The organism is Vibrio penaeicida (assembly GCF_002933855.1).
Classification (GTDB): Bacteria; Pseudomonadota; Gammaproteobacteria; order Enterobacterales; family Vibrionaceae; genus Vibrio; species Vibrio penaeicida_A.
The window spans coordinates 17,082-36,430 of the sequence record NZ_BFAQ01000044.1 but is presented as its reverse complement, the minus strand read 5'-3'; the positions used below and the strand labels follow the sequence as shown (position 1 = coordinate 36,430).

Genomic DNA, 19,349 nt, shown 5'->3' with positions numbered 1-19,349 from the left:
TGATGAACAGTTCCGGCAGTACCAAGGCTGCCAAATGGTACTATGCCAACCATGCACTTACAACATTATGAACGGTATGCGTGTTATCTCTAGATTGATTGTTCTCTTGAAGCTCAGATTTGACTCAATTCTCATCTGTCTTCTTATTTTTGTGCAGAAAGAATTTTGGAAAGAAGATTCTCAGTAGCAACTTTTGGGCTTGGCGCATGACATATCGCAGAGACCAAAGCAATGCCGTGGACCCCAGTGGTCACAACATCCACTAGATTGGATTCATTGATCCCTCCAATCGCAACGGTTGGAAATGGGCTCTCTTTTACTGCATGAACCAATCCTTCTATTCCCCATTCGTACTTTACGTCAGACTTTGTTGGCGTTGAAAAAATGGCACTGATTCCGAGATAATCGACAGGCAACATTTTTGCTTCTTCGAGCTGCGATTTGCTTTCCACTGATAAACCCAAGATTTTGTCTTCACCGAGTAGCTTTCGGGCGAGGGTTACTGGCATATCGGATTGACCGAGGTGAACACCGTCGGCATCGACCGCAAGTGCCACATCCACTCGATCATTAATAATGAGTGGAACTCCCGTGCCAGTAAGTATCGACTTAGCGCACAAGGCTCTTTCGATAAAAGCGCGGACATCTCCATGTTTCTCACGGACTTGTACCATAGTGACACCACCTTTCACGGCTTCAGTTAGCACTGATGAAAATGTATCGATGTCCTGTTTATCGTCTGTGACTAGGTAGAGAGTGTAGGGGCTCATACCGTATCCTCAATGAGTTTGGTGAGTAGAATGAGGTGTTAAAAAAGCGCTGTAATACAACGCTCTTTAGTGAATTGCCACCAGATTGCTATGACAACTTCAGCCGTTCAATCAAGGTTTTTTCATCGAGTTGATACAGGGTATCAAGCAAGGAGACTTGTAAGCTGCCAGGACCTGTGGCGTTTTCTGCCGCGATTTCACCTGCAACACCTAAGACGGCAGCCGCTGATAACCCAGTTTCATCACCAATTGCTGCAAAAGCACCGGTTAATGCGCTCATGGTACAGCCCATTCCCGTAACGTACGGCATCATTGCGTGACCATTCGATAGCGTGTAGATCTTCGATGGTGTGACAACGTAGTCGACCTCTCCTGATACCACGACATTGCAGTTTAACGCCTTAGCTAAGTGATTTGCTGCACCAACGGCAGTGTCACTGCTATCCAATGCATCGACACCTTTGCTCTGAGCCTGCTCACCCGCCATGGCGATGATCTCTGAAGCATTACCACGAATGATCAGTTTATTAGCTGATTGAGCTAGTTCGCGCGAGATTTTAGTTCGAATGGTGCTTGCGCCACATCCTACCGGATCAAGTATGACGACTTTACCATTTTTGTTTGCTTGATCGACCGCATACTGCATACGCGGAATCCAAACACTGTCTAGTGTGCCTATATTAATGACAAGTGCACCACAGAACGTCATCATTTCTGCTAGCTCTTCACGGGAATGCGCCATGATTGGCGATGCACCAATGGCGAGCAGCGCATTCGCTGTATTGTTCATCACCACATAGTTAGTGATATTTACGACGAGAGGTTTATTGTCTCTAACGGCACTGAGTGCCTTTGCTATGTCTTGAGTATTCATATCTTTCCGTCCTTGATCGCATTCAGCCCTTGTTGCCAGAATGCCACTTCCATACGGGTTGCGGTTTTAAACACCTGAATCAGGTTTCTACCACGAGGGCTATCGAGCTCTACTTCCGCCAGAAGCTTATCAATGGTTTTCGTACCTTGTGCGACACTTTGTTGGAATTCTTCACCGCCATATAGCTGAATCCAGCTTGCGTAGGGGTTCCCTTCTATTTTTGTTGCAGGGTCGTTCAACAGTTGTCGACCGATTTCTGCATATCCAATAGAGCAAGGTGCAAGAGCTGCATACAAATCGATGAGATCGCCTGTCATTCCTGCGTCTAACACATAACGAGTGTAGGCGACAGTGCCGAAATCTTCCGCTTCGGCTTCCAAGTCGGCTTCGTTTAGCCCCCATTCCTTACAATATGAGACATGATGACCGATCTCTGAATCTAGTAGAGCATGAACGCTGGGTAGCGCGTCCCGCATGTCTTCCAAGGTTCTCGCTTTATAAATAGCAAGTGCGTATGCGCGAGCATATTGTTTTAAGAATAGAAAATCCTGCTTCAAATAGTGCATATAGCAAGGTTGCTCGAGCGAACCATTAGCCAATTGCTGAACAAATGAATGCTTGGTGTATTCTTCCCAGTCACTGCGGCATGCTTGGATCAAGTCTTGATGATTCATAGTGATACCTCAATCAGTTGAAGCTTGGGACGTAGTCTTCAGCTTTAGGTAGTGATTGAATGATTTTCTTGTCAAACATGAACTGGGCGTAATCGTCGTATCGTTTGTGATCGACTGCTGATGGGCGCAGTGCAAAGCGTGTTAGCGTGTCGTTCCAAGCGCGTTTGTTCAGTTCGTTGTTGAGTGTGTCTGGCGAATATGCCACAAACTCATTCCAAGACTGTTTAGGGTGGTTCACGATGTATGTGGTGGCTTTTTCTAACGCACGGTTAAATGCCTTGATTGCCTCTTTGTCGTGCGTTTTTGCGTTGGCAACAAAAACTAGCTCGTCGTAAGTGGGTACGCCATGTTCTTCTGGGAAAAACGCTTTCGCTTCATAGCCTTCAAGTGCTAACTGGTTGCTTTCAAAGTTGCGGAATCCACCCCAAATAGCATCAACTTTTCCAGAAGCTAAAGAGGAAGAGAGTGCCCAACCTACATTGATGATTTCTACGTCGCTGTATTTTACATTACCAGTTTCGAGCATGGTGCCTATTGTGACCTCTTCATTACCCGCTATCGCGATACCGATTTTCTTTCCTTTAAGATCGCTCAAGCTATCTATTTTCTTGTTATTCAAGACCGTAAGCGTATTTAATGGTGTAGCAACCAATGTTGCGGAGCGAATTAAAGGCAGACCTGCTGCTACATCAATCGTGAGGTTGGGTTGGTAAGAAATCGCAAGATCAACTTTGTTTGCAGCGACCAGCTTCGGTGGTGTGCTTGGATCAGCAGGTTCTTGAACCTCCACTTTTAAGCCTTCTTCTTTAAAGTAACCGCGCTCTTTAGCGATAACAATAGGGCCATGATTAGGGTTTACAAACCAATCGAGCATTAAGGTGAGTTTTTTTTCTTCTGCGCTTACGTTAAATGAGAATGCAGAGGCAGCAAGTGCTATTGCACTGATAATGTTGTTCTTTTTCAAAATATTTTCCTTATAAGATATACCCAAATTAGGCATTGAAATCGTGGGATACGTTTACCCTTCCCAAGGGATAAGTTTTTTAAGTGCTTCGTCAGCAATGAAATACAAAGACACAGACAAAGCAGACAAAATAAAGAGCGCCGCAAACATTTCATCGATCATCATTCGAGCATTGGCTTGCAACATGAGATAACCCAGACCTTCGCTAGACCCAACCCATTCACCACATACCGCGCCGATTGGCGCAACCACAACGGCCACACGTATTCCCGATGCGAGGGTAGGTAACGAAGCTGGCAGCTGAATGTGGCGTAGTGTTTGCCATTTTGAAGCGCCCATGGTTTTTGCCAAATCCAAATACCCTGTTGGCGTATTTCTCAGACCGTCATAGCAACAAGTGGTAACAGGGAAGAAAATGATGATGGCTGCCATCACAACTTTTGATGTGATTCCGTAGCCGAGCCAAAGCATTAAAACAGGCGCTATAGCAAACACGGGAACAGCTTGGCTGGCGACGAGAATGGGAAGTAGCCAACGCTTTAGTGGATTGAACATCAGCATTTGAAGCGCAAAAACCAGCCCCATTGAAAGCCCGAGCAGTAACCCAAGTAAGATTTCTTGTGCGGTAACCCAAGTGTGTTTTAACAGGACATCTTGCCTTTGTATCAGCCGCTCAAATACGTCCAACGGCGCTGGAAGAATGAACGATGGCATAGCGAAGATGACGACAATCGCCTGCCAAATCCCGAACATCACTCCAACGCTAATGATTGCGCGGATAATCGGATACGTAACGTTATCGCTATGCCTAATGGTTTTCGATAAAGACAGGGCTTTTGATAATGCCTTTGATTGTGATGTATCTGTTTGGTTGGAGCTATTCATAATCTTTTTCCAACCTTTCAATAATGCTTTGTTGTAGCGCAGCGCATTCGGCGTCGAGCTTTCTAGGCACCGCCGAAACGGGCAAGGGAAGTGACTGTGCTTGAGTAGGGGTGTTGTGCATAATGTAAAGCTTGGAAGCTAGTCGAATGGCTTCTTGAGGATCGTGGGTAATGAGTAACACGGTTTTATCTTTTAGTAATTCGCAAGCTAGGTTTTGTAACTTATGTCGGTTCACTGCATCGAGAGCGGAGAAGGGTTCATCCATAAGCACGATTGGCTTGTCTTGCATTAAAGTTCGGGCAATAGCGACACGTTGTCGCATCCCTCCAGACATCGTTTGTGGGAGAAGAGACTGTTTATCGAATAATCCAACTTGATTAAGGAGATGGAGTGCTTTTTCTCTTTGTTCGTTTTTACAATTACTCGCAGTGCCCACAGTATCAAAACCAGAAAAACGAGTACTGATCAAAACATTATCCAGTGCCGATAACCAAGGCATCAATAAATCTTGTTGTCCCATATAGGCAATTTGATCATGAATGGCAACCGCTTTACGATGCTCCACCGATTCCAACACAACCTGCCCATCCCAATTTGCTTTCTCATTAAGCAAACCTGCTAGATAGCGCAACAAAGTACTTTTTCCACAACCGCTTCTACCGAGAAGGCATGTCCATTCCCCTATAGGAATAGTCATGTTGAAACCCGAAAGCGTCGGTGCTTTGGCATCGATATACTGGAGGTGACCTTCTTCAATTTTTAAGTGAAAGCCCTTCCCAGTCATGGCGGAAAACTCCGGTTTGTCACCGTACATCTGAGTGTCCATTAAAGAAGTGATGAACCGGCCCGTGTCCTATACCAATATCTAACTCATCAGAATGCTGGATGGCTTGAGAAATATAAGACTTTGCTAAGGTAGCAGCGGAAATTAGGTCGTGACCTTGGGCAAGGTAGGAAGCGATCGCAGAAGATAACGTACAGCCCGTGCCATGAGTGTTTTTCGTATCCACCCTTTTTGCGGATAACGTTTCTACGGACTCCGAAAAAATAAGCAAGTCATCACTGTTACTGTCGCTTTCCAAATGACCGCCTTTAAGCAAAACAGAAGAACAACCAAGTGCTCTAAGCTTTTCGACCATTTGATCCATTTCTGACAATGTTGTTGGCACCGGAGATCCCGTTAACGTTGCACCTTCAGGTAAGTTTGGCGTAATGACATCGGCAAGCGGAAGGAGCTCTGTTTTTAGAGTGCTGATGGCACTTTCTTCAAGCAGTAAATCTCCGCTGGTGGCAACCATTACAGGGTCGACGACCAAATGTTTCGGTTGATATTGCCTAATCTTGTCAGCGACGACTTTTATGATGCCAGAATCGGCCAGCATTCCGACTTTTACCGAAATCACATTGAGATCGGAAAACACGGCATCTAACTGGCTTGCTACATGATCCAAAGGAATAGGGAAAATAGCGGAAACACCACGTGTATTTTGTGAGGTAATGGCAGTAATTGCGGAACAAGCGAAGCTGCCTGTCGCCGAAATGGCTTTGATATCGGCTTGAATACCCGCGCCGCCGCCACTGTCCGAACCCGCAATGGTTAAAACGATGGGCGTATCACCAGTATGGCTTGTGCTTGCTTGATTAGAAAATGTCATATAACGCTCCCGCATACAGACGCGCGAGAACTTTTCTGACTTGAGAGTGGATCGGTGCCGAGATCAATCCATCGAAAGTGAGAGGTATAGTTCCCTACGTCAGTGTTAACTGAATCAGGTTCAACGGGTCTCGCTATGCGATCTCAGCCCAAAGGCTCCCCGACTATTTATTTCGCGATGATATCAATTCTTGTTAAAAGGGCAACGAATTGATCCTCAGTATGATTCGCATGTCTAATAATTGAGCTAATTGTCATTAAGGGTTGAGAGGTTAAAGGCGTAGTAAATGCATTTTTATGCGTATCTTTAGGGCTAAAAGAAACGTACTGGAAGATAAAAGTCGAGTTCGAATGCTTCATCATCATTGAGAAAATGGTTTTTATGATAATGCACATAAGCCGGTGTGGAGCGAAGTTTAAAGCCTGATTTTGGTAGCCAGTTTTCTAACACGGCGCTAATTTGAGGAAGCAGTTCGCCATAAATCCCCGTTAAACGAAATACGGCGTGTAACCCTCCGGGAATCACCATTTGGTTAACCACTCCACGATATTTTAGTGGCTCCGTTATACCAACACAGGCGACGTATCGGCATTGATCAAGCTCGACCCAAGCTGGATTTGAGTGGTGCAAGCCATATTGATGGGTGAACGTCACATCCTCGCTGTTTGCCCACGCTTGCAGCGTCAGCCACGCATTTCGAATGGAGCGGCTATAACCACTGTGTCTTACATAAGCGGCCATTCTATCTGGGACGTCCGTTATTTTTGGGGCGGGTAATTTGCGCTGCGATACACGTTCATACCCCCGCGCGATTTCTGCATCCTTTAGATAGGGTTTATCGGATATTTTCAAATCATGCTTACGCCATTCGCCTGGTGACATATCAAACGTCGCTTTAAATGCGCGGCTGAAAGAAGAGAGAGAGGCAAACCCACAGTGTGTGGCTATATCCAGAATGGGCGAGTTGGTATCGAACATCAATTGGTTTGCTGCGTACTCCATTCTCGTTCGTCGAATATATTGGTGAATGGATTCACCAACAACACTCTTAAACACTCGGTGAAAGTGCTGTTCAGAGTATGCGGCAATCGACATAAGCTCTTTGACACTTAGAGTTTCACTAATGTCTTGGTGTATATGAAAGAGAACATCGTTGATGCGTGAGACATGCTGTGAGTTCATAACTAGGTGCTCTCTTCAGAAATAACAATTAGCATAAATGGACATAATGATAAGCATAAATGGACAAACAAATATTTACAACTGTGCGTAATATCAATGACAGTACCCAATACTGAAACGGAACAAAAATGGAAGTCGCTCAATCGTTAAAACAAGTCCAGTCATCGTATATTCGTGAAATTTTAAGTGCGGCGAGCGACAAAAGCGTGATATCGCTCGCCGGTGGTTTGCCCGACGAATCGACGTTTCCCATTTCATTGATGAAGCCCGTCTTGGAGCAGCTTTCTGATCAGCCCAATGTTTTTCAATATGGGTTAACGGCCGGTTACCCACCGTTACTGGATTACTTATCCTCCGCTTATGAATTGCCAGAGACACACCAAGCAATGGTGTGCACAGGTTCGCAACAAGGTCTAGATTTGATTGCAAGAGCCTACGTTAACCCTGGCGATAAAGTAGTCATGGAAGCGCCTAGTTACCTTGGTGCTATGCAAGTTTTTGGTTTTGTGCAAGCTAATATAGTGACGGTGTCACAGGGGGCGGATGGGCCAAACCTTCAAGAGCTTGAAGCGTGCTTTGTATCTGAGCAACCCAAAATGTTTTATGCGGTGCCCGATTTCCACAACCCAACCGGAGTTTGCTGGTCGTTAGAGATACGCAAAAGTGTCGCTGAACTCTGTAAGCAACATAATGTGGCGTTTATAGAAGATGCGCCATACCGAGAGCTCAGGTTTGAAGGTGATGCATTACCTATGGTTTCAGATTTTTGTCCGCAACATTCCATTGTTTTAAGATCATTTTCTAAAATTGCCTCTCCAGGTTTACGTATGGGTGTTGTGACCGGAAAACAAGAATATCTAGAACCACTTATCAAAATTAAACAGGGTGCAGATTTGCATTCTAGTGTCCCCATGCAAGCGGTGCTTTTGGGGTTACTAACGCACAATGATTTCGAGCAACACTTAACAGCGATTCGACATTTATACCGCCAACGTTACTTATGCTTAAAGAAGGCGTTGGATACGCATCTTCCATCAAGTTGTGATGCACAAGCTGTTCAGGGTGGGATGTTCATCTGGGTTACGCTACCTGAATGTGATAGCTACGAGCTTGCGAAAAGCTTATTAGAAAATGGTGTAGCGGTTGTACCAAGCCCTGTTTTTTATCCAAGCAATGAAGGGCAAAAATCCGCAATTCGACTGAATTTTACCAACGCCAATGAAGATGAATTGGTCGAAGCCGTAAAACGACTGGCTACCGGGCTGAACAAGGTGGTTTGTTAACGTGTTTGATTGACGAGACAAAAAAGGGTGAACAGACAATCTGTTCACCCTTTGCGTTTTTAAAATGTCACCTTTATGTTCTTTAGAACAGCTCTACCTATGCTTATTTCAATTAGGCTTTTTCTAAATCAATGACTTTGCATCGAATAGGGAGCATTGCCATTGCCGCACCGGAAGAAAGATTCATAACAAAGTTGACCGCTTTCGACAGGTCATCGATTTCAATTTTTTCTGCATTATCAATGCGACCATCGTTTGTCATATCCGTATCGACCACGCTCGGGCATAAGCAGCAAACTTGTACGCCACAAGGCAACATTTCTGTATAGAGCGACTCGGTGTAGCTAACGATTGCGGCTTTTGAAGCAGAGTAGGCAGCAATTTTACTCACAGGAGATAACCCAGCCGTTGAGCCGAGGTTAAAAATATGCCCGTGTCCTTGCTTTTTCATTTGCTGCGCAATTTGATTTGTCACTTGAATTGTAGAGACAAGGTTGATGTTTATCAGTGTAGACAGTGCTTCCAAAGAAACATCAATGTTGCCAGCGGTTAAAATGCCAGCACTGTTTACCAATACATCAACGCGTGGGTGCACGTTCAAGATCTGCTTCAGTGTTTGCTCTACTTTTTCTGGCTGCGCAAAGTCCACTGGGAAAATATCTATATCGATCTTTGGGTTCAGCTCTAGTATTTCGGTGCGGGCAGTAACCAAGTTATCTTTGCTTTTTGCAATTAAGCTGAGTGAATATCCTTGCCCTGCGAAATATAGTGCAAGCGCTTTTCCAATGCCACGGCTAGCACCTGTGATGATGGCATGTTTTACCATGAGTTTACCTTTCGAGTATTTATTAGATTCGATCTATTTTGGTTGGCGTGATTCCTCGCGTAGCAAGCAATACAAAAATCGGCGGAATCGCGTTTCGCCAATATATCACAGGTTGAGGGTTTCAAAAGGGAGTGTTAAATCACCGCTAAATTTATCTTGAAAGATCAACAGATCCTTATTCCAATCTTATGTTTTTTCGGCAAAATTGAGCAGCTCTTTGATGAATACTTCTAATGGTGTGGATATGTCTTTAGCTGCAAGGCGGATAATTGAAAGAGGGCGCTTTGAATCGATGTCGGTTACACGGATGCGATGAAGCGTACCTTTTGAAACTTCTTCTTTAACGGTTTCATTTGGCAAAATAGAAACCCCAATCTCCGCTTCCACCGCTTTTTTTAGAGTGTATACATTATTGTGTGTCTTTCGGATGTTCACATCGACGTTACTATCTTGCAAAAGCTTATCTATAACAACGCGTGTTGGAATACCTTCTCCAAATGCTACAAAAGGCTCATTTTTTAGCTGCTGAATGGAAATGGATTTTTTACCGCTGAGCCTGTGTTTCTTTCCCGTGACCAACACCAACTCATCTTCTGAAAATGGAATGGACTCGATTAGATGGTTTGGCTTTGGGTAAGCCACAATACCGATGTCGATTTTTTCCTTTCGAACCGCTTCATAAATCGCTTCACTGTGTTCGTACTCTAAATGAACACAGACTTTAGGAAATGCCTTCATAAAACCAGAAAGAAAGTCTCCCAGCTCATACATGCCTACACTATGTATAGCGGCTATTCGAATGTGCCCTTCTAAAACACCAGTACTGTAATTTGATTTTATTTTGATGTTCTCGCATAAGCGCAGAATTTCTCGCACATCTTCCAAAATAAGCAGTCCCTCAGGGGTCAACTGGGTCGTTTGAGAAGTACGAGAAAGTAGCTGCTGACCAAGTGCATCTTCAAGTTTTTTAACATGGACACTTACGGCAGGCTGGCTAATGTGGTTCAACTTAGCCACTTTAACAAAACTCTGTTCACGAGCTAAATCACTGAAAAGCTTAAGCTGTATTAAGTTCATGGCAATAATTAAAAGTTATAGAAGTTATAGGATAATAACATTTAATTTACATGAATAACCATAGCATAATTAAGGTAAAGAAATAGACATCTTTGTGAAGCTCACCGGCTTTAGCCCCAAAAGCAAGTCCGTATGAAAAGGAAAGCGCAGTATATGAGTCAAACTAATTCAAATCCTGTGTCTGTAATTCAGACCGCTAAAAAGCAAAAATCGGCAGAAATCTTATTCGACCTCAACGCGAAAAACGGCAAGATTCCGTGGAATGCGGACGGCAAATATCCTTATAAAACAAAAATGGATGTTGTGGAATACGAACGTCACAAGCACGAACTGCAAATTGAGTTACTTAAGTTGCAAGGGTGGGTTAAAGAAAACAACGAGCGTATTGTCATTCTTTTTGAAGGGCGAGACGCGGCGGGTAAAGGTGGAACCATCAAGCGCTTTATGGAGCACCTTAATCCTCGTGGTGCCCATGTTATTGCACTTGAAAAACCAAATGCAAGAGAAAGAAATCAGTGGTATTTCCAACGCTATATTCAGCATTTGCCAACCAAAGGTGAAATCATTTTATTCGACCGTTCTTGGTACAATCGAGCAGGCGTTGAAAAGGTAATGGGGTTTTGCGAAGACGACGAGTACTTAGAGTTCTTGAGACAAACTCCCGAACTAGAGCGCATGCTCGCCAATTCAGGTATCCGCCTATTTAAGTATTGGTTTTCTGTAAGTCGAACTGAGCAATTTCGCCGCTTTAAATCTCGCCAGAACGATCCTCTTAAGCAATGGAAATTGAGCCCTGTGGATATGGCTTCTCTTGCCAAGTGGGATGATTACAGCCGTGCGAAAGACGCAATGATGTTCCACACCGATACCAAAGACGCGCCGTGGACTGTAATTCGTTCCGACGACAAAAAGCGAGGACGGATCAATTGTATGCGCCACTTCTTGAGCCTGATTGATTACCCAGGGAAAGATCACGATGTGGTTAATAGGCTCGATCCGAAGGTTGTTGGAAGCCCGAGAGACATGACCAAAGCAGGATAAGACCAGCAGGCTGAATGAGAAAAGGAGAAAACACTATGCCAGTAAACGATCTAAAAAAACTAAAGAAGCTGTTTGAGAAGAGTGAAAAGGAAGTCGAGAAAACGGTTCAACTTGCCAAACAAGCTGCAGAAGAAGCTAAGCGCGCCATGGAACAAGCTGAAAAAGCAGAGGTTGCCGCTATTGCTGCAAAAGACAAATTAAAGAAAGCAAAGAAAGAACTCAAGCAAGCGCAATCATTTCAGGCTGCTCAGAAGAAGGTTTCTAAGAAATCCGCGATTCGCCGAGCGAAGAAGATCAGCAACCGAGAGAAAAAGCCAGTCGCAGTTTAGGTTTGATGGCTAGCAGGAAAATGGTTTTTGAGGGCTACTTTTGGAATTCGGTATCAGCCATTTAGCTAGACGCCATCCGATCGCCCTCGAAATCTAAATGCTAGGCTAGCCACAAGTTAACGAGAAAAATCAAAAAAGTAAGGGATATCGGGGCGGTGCTTTTCTTGGAGCCCACTTTCGTGTGAAAACCGAAGGTAAGCATCTACTTTAGACACATTCCATCCACTGATATTTTGATCGAATGCCTTGGCGCCGATGAACATATCCGCCATGTTAAGTACATTTGAAGTATCCCACCGACTGATATCCTTATTAAACGATATGGCATAACTAAACATTCCCCACATATCAGTCACTTGTGAGGTATCCCAATTACCTATGTCTTGGTTAAATTTTATAGCGCCAGCAAACATACTGCTCATGTTACTCATTTGAGAAGTGTTCCATTTACCAATACTTTGATTAAATGATTCATTGCCACCAAACATTCCGGACATACTCGTCACTTGTGATGTATCCCATTCGCCAATAGGTTTGTTGAATGTAGAGGCCAAAAAAAACATCATTCGCATATTTTCTACTGAGGATGTATTCCAGTTGCCAATATCTTGATTAAATTCTCGGGCACTACGGAACATTCCCTTCATGGTTTCTACTTTTGAAGTGTTCCATTGACTTATGTTTTGATTGAATTTGAAGGCTTCGTAAAACATATTCGACATACGCGTGACGGTTGATGTATCCCAATCACTAATATCTTGATTAAATGTGTGATCTTTATAAAACAGTGCTGTCATGTCGGTTACATGTGAGGTACAGAACCGAATCTCGCCAGCTTTAAGTTTAGCGAGATTTTCTTCAAATCTAATTGTTTGATTATCTACAACTAAATAGCTCTTATTTTGGTGGTAAATAACATCGCCAATTGCATTCTCAGTACACGAGATTGTGTGGGGTGTTTCTTGGTTAACAGTACAACCAGTTATAACCATTAAAATTGAGCTAAAGATACATTTTTTATTCATATTAGTGATTTATTTGCTATCTAAGACATAAAAACGATTGGCTAAAATAACGACCACCCAAAATCTTGACATATGTAAAGGTTTTGGGCGACCTGATTTCGGCTTAGGATGGGCGCCAATTTGCACAAATGATATCTATAACAAAGTATTATGGATAGATATGCTAGGAAAAATTATTAGGTTCGGCACGCGCCAATAAGAAGTGTTTTTATGACGCTTGCGGTTATTAGACTTAAGCGCTAGTTTCTTCAGACCTATCATTAAAAGTATCTTTATCGATTTTTTTCTCAATATTCTTCAAAGTATGGAAACCAGACCAGATTCGAGTAAATGTGGTTATCCAGCATAGAGAGCCAAACACAAAGGCAATGACCGCGAAGTATTGCGGGAACAAGCAGAACAGCACAAAACACGCTATGGTTTCGGTTCCTTCGGTAATGCCGCTCATGTAGTAGAGGGATTTGTTGGTGTAAACCGGGTTATCAATATTGTGTTTGCCCGCCATCACCGCAAATGCCAAAAAGCTACACCCAGTACCGATAAATGAAAAAATCAAAAAAGCACCTGCGATAGCGTTGGCTTCTGGATTGGCAACAACGAATCCAAAGGGGATTAACGAGTAGAAGAGAAAATCCAAGCTGATGTCGAGAAAACCGCCAGAATCGGTGATGCCGTGCCTTCTGGCGAGCGCGCCATCAATGCCATCCCCAATTCTGTTTAATACAATAAATAGCAGTGCCCAGCTGTATTCTTGAAGAATCAATGCTGGAAATGCCAAACAGCCGATAAGAAACCCCACGAATGTCGCCTGATTGGCAGTCACGTTTAACTTATCTAGCGATTGAGCCACCAAATTGAGTGGAGCGCGAATTACCTTAATACTGAATCTATCAAGCATGGGCTTTCTCCCATGGCCAGCTCAAGCAAGCACTATTGGCTGGAACGTCGGCTTCATCGTGTGTGACCATTAAAGCGGGTATGTTTGCATCCTTTAACTGTTGGAATACCCATTCTCTAAACTGAACGCGTAAATCTTTATCTAACTTACTGAATGGTTCGTCAAGCAAGGCGACTCTTGGTTGAGCAAGTAACATTCGAAGCAAACTTACACGGGCTCTTTGCCCGCCAGATACTTGATTAGGGAACGAGTTTGCCAGTTTTTCTAATCCAACTTTTTCTAAGGCCAACATCGCTTGTTGGTTTCGTTCTTGACCTTTCACTGAGTTAGGCAAAGCAAATGCCAAATTTTCCCAAATATTTAGATGAGGGAACAGCAAGTCATCTTGGAATAGAAACCCAACTTTACGTTTGTGGGGGCTAATGTCGCCGACCTCTTTATCTTCAATCAAGATATTACCTGAATATTTGAAGTCGTCGGAAAGGTGCCCTGCAATCGTACTGAGTAATGACGATTTACCGCATCCACTGGGTCCCATCAAAGTAAAGACTTCGCCGTCTCCGACCTCAAAAGAAATCGGATTGAAAAGGGCTTTGTTTTCTCGATCATGGATGACGAGGTTTTTTAGCTGAAGCGTCATGAAGGCTTTCTGTCCTTACTAATTGTGTACGACGTAAACGTCTGTTTTGTAACTGATTGGTGAGCATCGCAAAGGTGAAGAATATCAGTGGTAAAAGTGCCTGCCAAAGAGCATAAATAGCAGTGACTCGTCTGTCGTGCCCACTGGTTAATGCGACGGCTTCTGTTGTTATGGTCGCGATCCTTCCTGCACCAAGCATTAGCGTAGGTAGGTATTGAGCCAAGCTCACACTAATACCCACGGCCCAAGCATAAATGATGGCAGGGAAGAGAATGTGTGCTTTAACCGACCACCATGCTCGGAACGGGGATTTCCCCAAGCTGAGTGCGGCTTGAGTTAAGCGATTGTCGTAGCTGCGCCAAGGACCGTCTAGCGACAGAAATACGTATGGGAAGGCGAAGAATACATGCGCCCAACAAACCCAGAAATAGTAAGCGTCTGATGAAAAAAGCAGCGTGGTAATCTGGAGCCCAAATAAAATAGACAGCTGAGGCACTAACATCGGAATCGCAATAATGAACCCCGGAACATGCACACGATGTCGAATACGGTATTCGTGACCAACCAAAGCGAGAATAAGGGCAATGGTTGATGAAATAATGGCTATCGACAGGCTATCAAGCACCGTTGGTATGATGCCTTGCCATTCGTTTGACCAAAAACGCTCACTTAACCGTGTTGGGAACAAGTCGGGAAAACGCCAGCGCTGAGCAAAACTCCAAATGACCATCAAAGGCAACGTGAGAAATGCAATTAACGTTGTGCCCAAGAACAGTGTTTTACCGGGCATTTTGATGCCGAATCGACCGCCAACCTGCCAAGCTCTGCATTTTTTAACTGAAAGTGTCTCCACGCCACGCAAGACTGCGATTAACAAAGCGCAGACGAAGAATAAAATAACGGCCCCTGCTGCTGCGCGAGGAAGCAAAGAAAGATCGGGATCGTTAAACCATTGCCAAACCAAAACCGCAAACGTCGGTGGGTTAGTTGGCCCTACAATCAAGGCTAAATCAACGACTGAGGCACCGTATGCCAATACGGCGAGCAACGGAAACCGGAGTTTAGGCAGCCATTGAGGGAAAATACATTTCCACCACATTTGAGCATCGTTATATCCAAGGCTATGCGCGACTTGCGTGGTTTGGTTGATTTTTAGCTGCTGTAAAATAGGAATGCTCATGAGCAGCAAAAAAGGGATTTCTTTTAGAGTCAGTACCGCGATTAATCCCCAACCCACTTGATTGTGAACGATATTAAAATCCCAAACGGTATCGCCAAAAATAGGCATCATGTCCAGAATAGGGTGCAGCGCTCTTACGATCATTCCCGTTGGAGCAAACAGAAATGAAAAGCCGATAGCGAAGGCAACATGAGGCAAAGCGAGTAGGGGAGAAAGGGTGAGTTCGACCTTTTGCCAAAACGTAGAGCGCCAACAGGCTTGCAGAATGAAAAACGTCAGTATGCACGCCAAAAACGTACTCACTAATGTTGTAAATACTGTTAGAGAGATAGACTCCCATACTCCACTCCAAGCAAATACGGCGGTAAAACCGTTTGTTGATGGTTGGGTATAGCCAAGCGGTGGAATGTAATTTATCGATGACAGAACCACACCTACAAACCCAGGGATTGTAGGGGCGATACATACAGCGATCATCAAAAAATATAGGAGTCTTAACATCATGACTTTCTGTGTTGAACCTCCCCCTAAAAAGAGGGAGGAATAGGTTTATTGACCGTAGCGCTTAAGCCATTCTTGCTCTAACGCGATCTGCCAGCTTGGGTGTGGCTCGGCAACGGATTTAAACAATTTAGTGTTCTTTGCACTGCCTGTTAAATGCTTAGATTCCAGTACCGCTGGGTCGCCCCATATTTCCAAGTCGCCTTTGCGAGATTGTGCTTCTGGGCTAAGCAAAAAATTGATGGCAACTTTGGCCCCTTCTTTCGCACGTGCGTTCCACGGGATGGCTAGGAAATGGATATTCGATAGTGCGCCAGAGTCCATTGCATAAGCTTTGGTGCTTTCCGATAACGTCCCATCTGCTTGAGCAGAAAAGACAGCGTTAGGGTTGAATGTAATGGCTAAATCCAACTGGCTGTCATCCAATAACTGCATCGTTTGCTGTGAACCCGATGGGAATTGCTTACCTTGTTTCCAGCTATTTGGGTGTAGCTTATCTAAGTATGCCCAAAGTGGTTGAGTTACTTGTGTAAATTCAGCGTCCGACACAGGCTTCATCAAGCGAGCGTCGTTATTTGTTAGCTCAATAAGCAGTGCCTTTAAAAAGCTTGTACCGTGAAACTGAGGTGGCTTAGGGTAACTAATACGGTTAGGGTAGGCCTGCGCATAACTTAATAATTCTGTAAATGTCGCTGGTGGGTTATTCAGCTTTTTAGAGTCGTGGATGAAAACAAGTTGTCCAACGCCCCATGGTGCTTCTAGCCCAAGTGTTGGCTCTGAGAAATCGCTATCGACAGGTAATGACTTATCGACATATTGCCAACTAGGTAACCCTTCCACAAATGGACCATGTAACAACTCATTGGTTTTCATCGATTTGAAGTTTTCACCGTTAATCCAAACCATATCGACGCTGCCGTCACTATTTTTTCCTGCCGTTTTTTCGGCTAATAGGCGCGAACTGGTTTCTGCAATATCAGTGACTTTTACGTGTTTCAGTTCAACACCGTAGCGGCGTTGCAATTCCTTGTCGGCCCAGCGTAGGTAGTTGTTGATTTGTTGGCTGCCACCCCAAGCATGGAAAAATACGGTTTGACCTCGGGCTTTTAATTCAATGTCTTTCCATTGCTCTGCAGCCGCTGCTGGCAGTGAAAGCAATGCAATACACAATGAAGAAATGAGCTTTTTCATGATTATCCTTTTAAATGTATAAATACAATGCGCAATCACTTAGTTCCTGATTTGACTTTAATCCTTAAACGTCTTTAAGAAAGCAGTGACTGCGAACATCCAATTTCGTTGTAAAACGAATCCCCTGAAAAGTGAAAACAACATCGAGACAGTGAATTATTCCATCGCAATATCAGACCTCATTCACGCCTGTTTCCTTTCAATTATGGCTTAATTTTTCAAAAATTTAACTTTAAGACCATGAAAGAGGGTCATTTTTGATTGATTGGGTGAATTAATCGTCTAATGCGGAGGGCTTTCTCTGAAGTTCTTTAGGTTCTGTTGAACTTTCATGGTCGAATTTTGTTCGAGTTCTAGACCTCTTAATCGCACCGCAAGGTGTGAAGCCTAGTCATAGTAATAAAAAACGCGCCGAGTTAGGCGCGTTTACAGGAGCAGTGTCGTTTATTACGAGCAGTGCCAAGTGAACGGATAGAGCGATATGGCTAAGCCAATTCACATAGTTGTTGTTAATCTATTTTTTGTCGCAGTGCTCAATAGCAACTGCCTGATCGACGATTAACTGCCCTCGAGTATTTCGCAACATTAAGCGATATCGCACGCCCTGTTCTAAGGCAGCTTTCACTTCATTGCTTGAACAGTAGTATTTGATGGCGTTATGCATAAGCTCTTGTGGAGCAATTTTTCCCTGATCTTGATTGTAAATCATGAGCAGTTCAACCACGCCAGACTTGGCTCTTGCTTTCATGATATTAAGAGCACCAACTTCAGTCGGGAGACCAGCAGAAAGAACGCTAGCTCTATGCTGCGCAATAAGCTCTATTTGCTTTTGCTTACTGTCCGAAGAAGCACACCCTGCAAGTAGCCCAACAGAAAGCAATGTGGTGCCAATCACTTTGGCTAAAGAATATTTCGACATAAAGTTAGAACACTTTCTTGAAAGGTTTTACGATGACGTTTTCGTATACACCAGCTTCTATATATGGGTCTGCGTCTGCCCAGCTTTTTGCATCTTCTAGAGAATCAAATTCTGCAATCACAGTTGAACCTGTGAAGCCCGCTGCACCAGGATCGTTACTGTCTACTGCTGGCATTGGTCCTGCTGTAAGTAAACGACCTTCATCTTGGAGTGTTTGCAATCGAGCAAGGTGTCGCTCACGAACACTTAGGCGTTTTTCTAGTGAATTCTCAACATCCTGAGAAAAAATCACGTACCACATAGATAAGACTTCCTGTTCAAATTGATTAGTTAGAGAGATACTAAACCGATTCAAAGCAAAGATCTTGTTCTGCAAAAGATATTTACTTTTAAATGGCTTAAAAATGTGAGTTTCAACTAGAAAAGCTTTATCACTTTTGTAGTTTATCTTCTTTGATGAACTCTAAGTGATTTGGAAGGTCACTCAAGCGTTCTTTCAGAAACTCTGGATAGATAGTGAGCTGTTTGGCATCTTCTATTGGAAACCATTTGAAAACTAATGGGCTGTCTTCCTCAACACCAGAGAACTCTTTATCTTTGGGTATCGCTTGCGGTGTGTCCAAGTTCATGAGAAAGCAGTTGGATATTTCGTGGTATTTACTTCCGTCGTATTCGAAGAAATTTTCGATGTACCACAGGTGCCTTTGTACTACGGCTTTGAGACCCGTTTCCTCTTCGATTTCCCTAACAAGGGTGTCGTCAGAGTGTTCAAAAAATTCAACCCTACCACCGGGTAAAGACCAAAAATCGTCGTTCTTGCTGGTATGCAGGAGGATATGCCCTTCATCAATAATGATGGCTGCACTCCTGAAGTTGAATCGAGACTGTCCTTGTCGAAAATGAATCATCTGACACCTTGCTTCGTTAGTTCGTTAGTTCGTTAGTTCGTTAGTTCGTTAGTTCGTTAGTTCGTTGGGATTGGACGCGGTTTTCCATCACTGTCGATGGCTACATAATTGAATGTCGCCTCACATACTTGAAATCGGTCTTTAACACCATCTTCTTTGACGGGTTTAACCCATACCTCCAGCTCAATACTCATTGAGGTGCGCCCGATTTTGGTACATTCCCCATAACAGCACACCACATCGCCTACCTTTACTGGTTTTTTGAAAGTAATACTGGAGACGGAGACCGTAACAATTCGTCCTCCTGAAATTTCTTTAGCTAAAATCCCGCCGGCCAAATCCAGCTGAGACATAATCCAGCCGCCAAAAATGTCGCCATTGGCATTGCAGTCGCCTGGCATAGCTAAAGTTCGAGTAAGGAGTTGCCCTTTTGGTGTGCTCATATATGGCCACCCATTATTTTTGTTAGGTAATAACGCATCTATTTTTCCAAAACAGCAGAGGCAAATTGCCTCATAAAGAAGTCG

At 43.9% G+C, this 19,349-nt stretch carries 21 protein-coding genes, 1 pseudogene and 1 riboswitch; of the genes and pseudogenes, 3 read left to right on the top strand and 19 right to left on the bottom strand.

The genetic code is table 11. The features are described from left to right. Positions 1 to 143: 143 nt before the first annotated feature. From thiE to VPNCDNU1_RS22780, 8 genes and pseudogenes are all read right to left on the bottom strand, one after another. Positions 144 to 770, bottom strand: a complete 627-nt coding sequence (gene thiE, locus VPNCDNU1_RS22815; RefSeq protein WP_104402485.1) for a thiamine phosphate synthase — start codon at positions 768 to 770, stop codon at positions 144 to 146. A gap of 88 nt (positions 771 to 858) precedes the next feature. After that, entirely contained in the window at positions 859 to 1,644 is a 786-nt protein-coding gene (gene thiM, locus VPNCDNU1_RS22810; protein WP_104402484.1) for a hydroxyethylthiazole kinase, read from the bottom strand. Further along, a complete protein-coding gene (gene tenA, locus VPNCDNU1_RS22805; RefSeq protein WP_104402483.1) occupies positions 1,641 to 2,318 on the bottom strand; it encodes a thiaminase II in 678 nt (225 codons plus the stop codon). The genes thiM and tenA overlap by 4 nt, the downstream gene beginning before the upstream one ends. 13 nt (positions 2,319 to 2,331) lie before the next feature. Further along, a complete protein-coding gene (locus tag VPNCDNU1_RS22800; RefSeq protein ID WP_371410808.1) occupies positions 2,332 to 3,318 on the bottom strand; it encodes an ABC transporter substrate-binding protein in 987 nt (328 codons plus the stop codon). Positions 3,319 to 3,336: 18 nt separating this feature from the next. Continuing rightward, positions 3,337 to 4,059, bottom strand: a pseudogene (locus VPNCDNU1_RS22795) (ABC transporter permease); the annotation flags it as partial. Positions 4,060 to 4,159: 100 nt separating this feature from the next. After that, the gene (locus VPNCDNU1_RS22790; protein ID WP_104402579.1) at positions 4,160 to 4,951 is read right to left on the bottom strand and encodes an ABC transporter ATP-binding protein; all 792 of its coding nucleotides are present in this window, start codon (positions 4,949 to 4,951) and stop codon (positions 4,160 to 4,162) included. A gap of 19 nt (positions 4,952 to 4,970) precedes the next feature. Further along, on the bottom strand, positions 4,971 to 5,822 hold the full coding sequence (gene thiD, locus VPNCDNU1_RS22785) for a bifunctional hydroxymethylpyrimidine kinase/phosphomethylpyrimidine kinase (protein WP_104402480.1): 852 nt from the start codon (positions 5,820 to 5,822) through the stop codon (positions 4,971 to 4,973). 74 nt (positions 5,823 to 5,896) lie between these two features. Then, positions 5,897 to 5,994: riboswitch (TPP riboswitch) on the bottom strand. A gap of 140 nt (positions 5,995 to 6,134) precedes the next feature. Further along, positions 6,135 to 7,004 carry an AraC family transcriptional regulator gene (locus VPNCDNU1_RS22780; protein WP_104402479.1) on the bottom strand — a complete coding sequence of 290 codons (870 nt, stop codon included), beginning with the start codon at positions 7,002 to 7,004 and terminating at the stop codon, positions 6,135 to 6,137. Positions 7,005 to 7,132: 128 nt separating this feature from the next. Here VPNCDNU1_RS22780 and VPNCDNU1_RS22775 point away from each other — a divergent pair, with 128 nt between their 5' ends. Then, positions 7,133 to 8,287 carry an aminotransferase-like domain-containing protein gene (locus tag VPNCDNU1_RS22775; protein ID WP_104402478.1) on the top strand — a complete coding sequence of 385 codons (1,155 nt, stop codon included), beginning with the start codon at positions 7,133 to 7,135 and terminating at the stop codon, positions 8,285 to 8,287. A 112-nt stretch (positions 8,288 to 8,399) separates the two neighbouring features. Here VPNCDNU1_RS22775 and VPNCDNU1_RS22770 read toward each other — a convergent pair whose 3' ends face one another. After that, positions 8,400 to 9,113 carry an SDR family NAD(P)-dependent oxidoreductase gene (locus VPNCDNU1_RS22770; protein WP_104402477.1) on the bottom strand — a complete coding sequence of 238 codons (714 nt, stop codon included), beginning with the start codon at positions 9,111 to 9,113 and terminating at the stop codon, positions 8,400 to 8,402. 186 nt (positions 9,114 to 9,299) lie between these two features. Then, positions 9,300 to 10,190 carry a LysR family transcriptional regulator gene (locus tag VPNCDNU1_RS22765; RefSeq protein WP_104402476.1) on the bottom strand — a complete coding sequence of 297 codons (891 nt, stop codon included), beginning with the start codon at positions 10,188 to 10,190 and terminating at the stop codon, positions 9,300 to 9,302. Positions 10,191 to 10,484: 294 nt separating this feature from the next. Between VPNCDNU1_RS22765 and ppk2 the strand changes: the two genes are divergently transcribed. Next, positions 10,485 to 11,231, top strand: coding sequence for a polyphosphate kinase 2 (gene ppk2 / locus VPNCDNU1_RS22760; RefSeq protein WP_224055442.1), 747 nt, complete (start codon positions 10,485 to 10,487; stop codon positions 11,229 to 11,231). A gap of 35 nt (positions 11,232 to 11,266) precedes the next feature. Further along, the gene (locus VPNCDNU1_RS22755) at positions 11,267 to 11,560 is read left to right on the top strand and encodes a hypothetical protein (protein WP_104402475.1); all 294 of its coding nucleotides are present in this window, start codon (positions 11,267 to 11,269) and stop codon (positions 11,558 to 11,560) included. Between the two features lie 116 nt (positions 11,561 to 11,676). On the opposite strand, the gene VPNCDNU1_RS22750 is transcribed toward VPNCDNU1_RS22755, so the two are convergent. The 9 genes from VPNCDNU1_RS22750 to yciA form a co-directional block, all read right to left on the bottom strand. Then, a complete protein-coding gene (locus VPNCDNU1_RS22750) occupies positions 11,677 to 12,552 on the bottom strand; it encodes a BspA family leucine-rich repeat surface protein (RefSeq protein WP_272897584.1) in 876 nt (291 codons plus the stop codon). A gap of 265 nt (positions 12,553 to 12,817) precedes the next feature. After that, positions 12,818 to 13,483 carry a CDP-alcohol phosphatidyltransferase family protein gene (locus VPNCDNU1_RS22745; protein ID WP_104402473.1) on the bottom strand — a complete coding sequence of 222 codons (666 nt, stop codon included), beginning with the start codon at positions 13,481 to 13,483 and terminating at the stop codon, positions 12,818 to 12,820. Next, the gene (locus VPNCDNU1_RS22740) at positions 13,476 to 14,123 is read right to left on the bottom strand and encodes an ATP-binding cassette domain-containing protein (RefSeq protein WP_104402472.1); all 648 of its coding nucleotides are present in this window, start codon (positions 14,121 to 14,123) and stop codon (positions 13,476 to 13,478) included. Before VPNCDNU1_RS22740 ends, VPNCDNU1_RS22745 begins: the two co-directional genes overlap by 8 nt. Next, on the bottom strand, positions 14,089 to 15,804 hold the full coding sequence (locus tag VPNCDNU1_RS22735) for an ABC transporter permease (RefSeq protein ID WP_104402471.1): 1,716 nt from the start codon (positions 15,802 to 15,804) through the stop codon (positions 14,089 to 14,091). Before VPNCDNU1_RS22735 ends, VPNCDNU1_RS22740 begins: the two co-directional genes overlap by 35 nt. 48 nt (positions 15,805 to 15,852) lie before the next feature. Then, the gene (locus tag VPNCDNU1_RS22730; protein ID WP_104402470.1) at positions 15,853 to 16,995 is read right to left on the bottom strand and encodes an ABC transporter substrate-binding protein; all 1,143 of its coding nucleotides are present in this window, start codon (positions 16,993 to 16,995) and stop codon (positions 15,853 to 15,855) included. A gap of 514 nt (positions 16,996 to 17,509) precedes the next feature. Further along, positions 17,510 to 17,914 carry a GspS/AspS pilotin family protein gene (locus VPNCDNU1_RS22725; protein ID WP_101115339.1) on the bottom strand — a complete coding sequence of 135 codons (405 nt, stop codon included), beginning with the start codon at positions 17,912 to 17,914 and terminating at the stop codon, positions 17,510 to 17,512. Positions 17,915 to 17,918: 4 nt separating this feature from the next. Beyond that, the gene (locus tag VPNCDNU1_RS22720) at positions 17,919 to 18,215 is read right to left on the bottom strand and encodes a YciI family protein (RefSeq protein ID WP_101115340.1); all 297 of its coding nucleotides are present in this window, start codon (positions 18,213 to 18,215) and stop codon (positions 17,919 to 17,921) included. Between the two features lie 130 nt (positions 18,216 to 18,345). Beyond that, complete coding sequence (locus VPNCDNU1_RS22715) at positions 18,346 to 18,822, bottom strand: NUDIX hydrolase (RefSeq protein WP_104402469.1); 477 nt, start codon at positions 18,820 to 18,822, stop codon at positions 18,346 to 18,348. 56 nt (positions 18,823 to 18,878) lie between these two features. Next, positions 18,879 to 19,265: an acyl-CoA thioester hydrolase YciA gene (gene yciA, locus VPNCDNU1_RS22710; RefSeq protein ID WP_101115342.1), complete on the bottom strand. Its 387-nt coding sequence runs from the start codon at positions 19,263 to 19,265 to the stop codon at positions 18,879 to 18,881. Between the last annotated feature and the right edge of the window lie 84 nt (positions 19,266 to 19,349).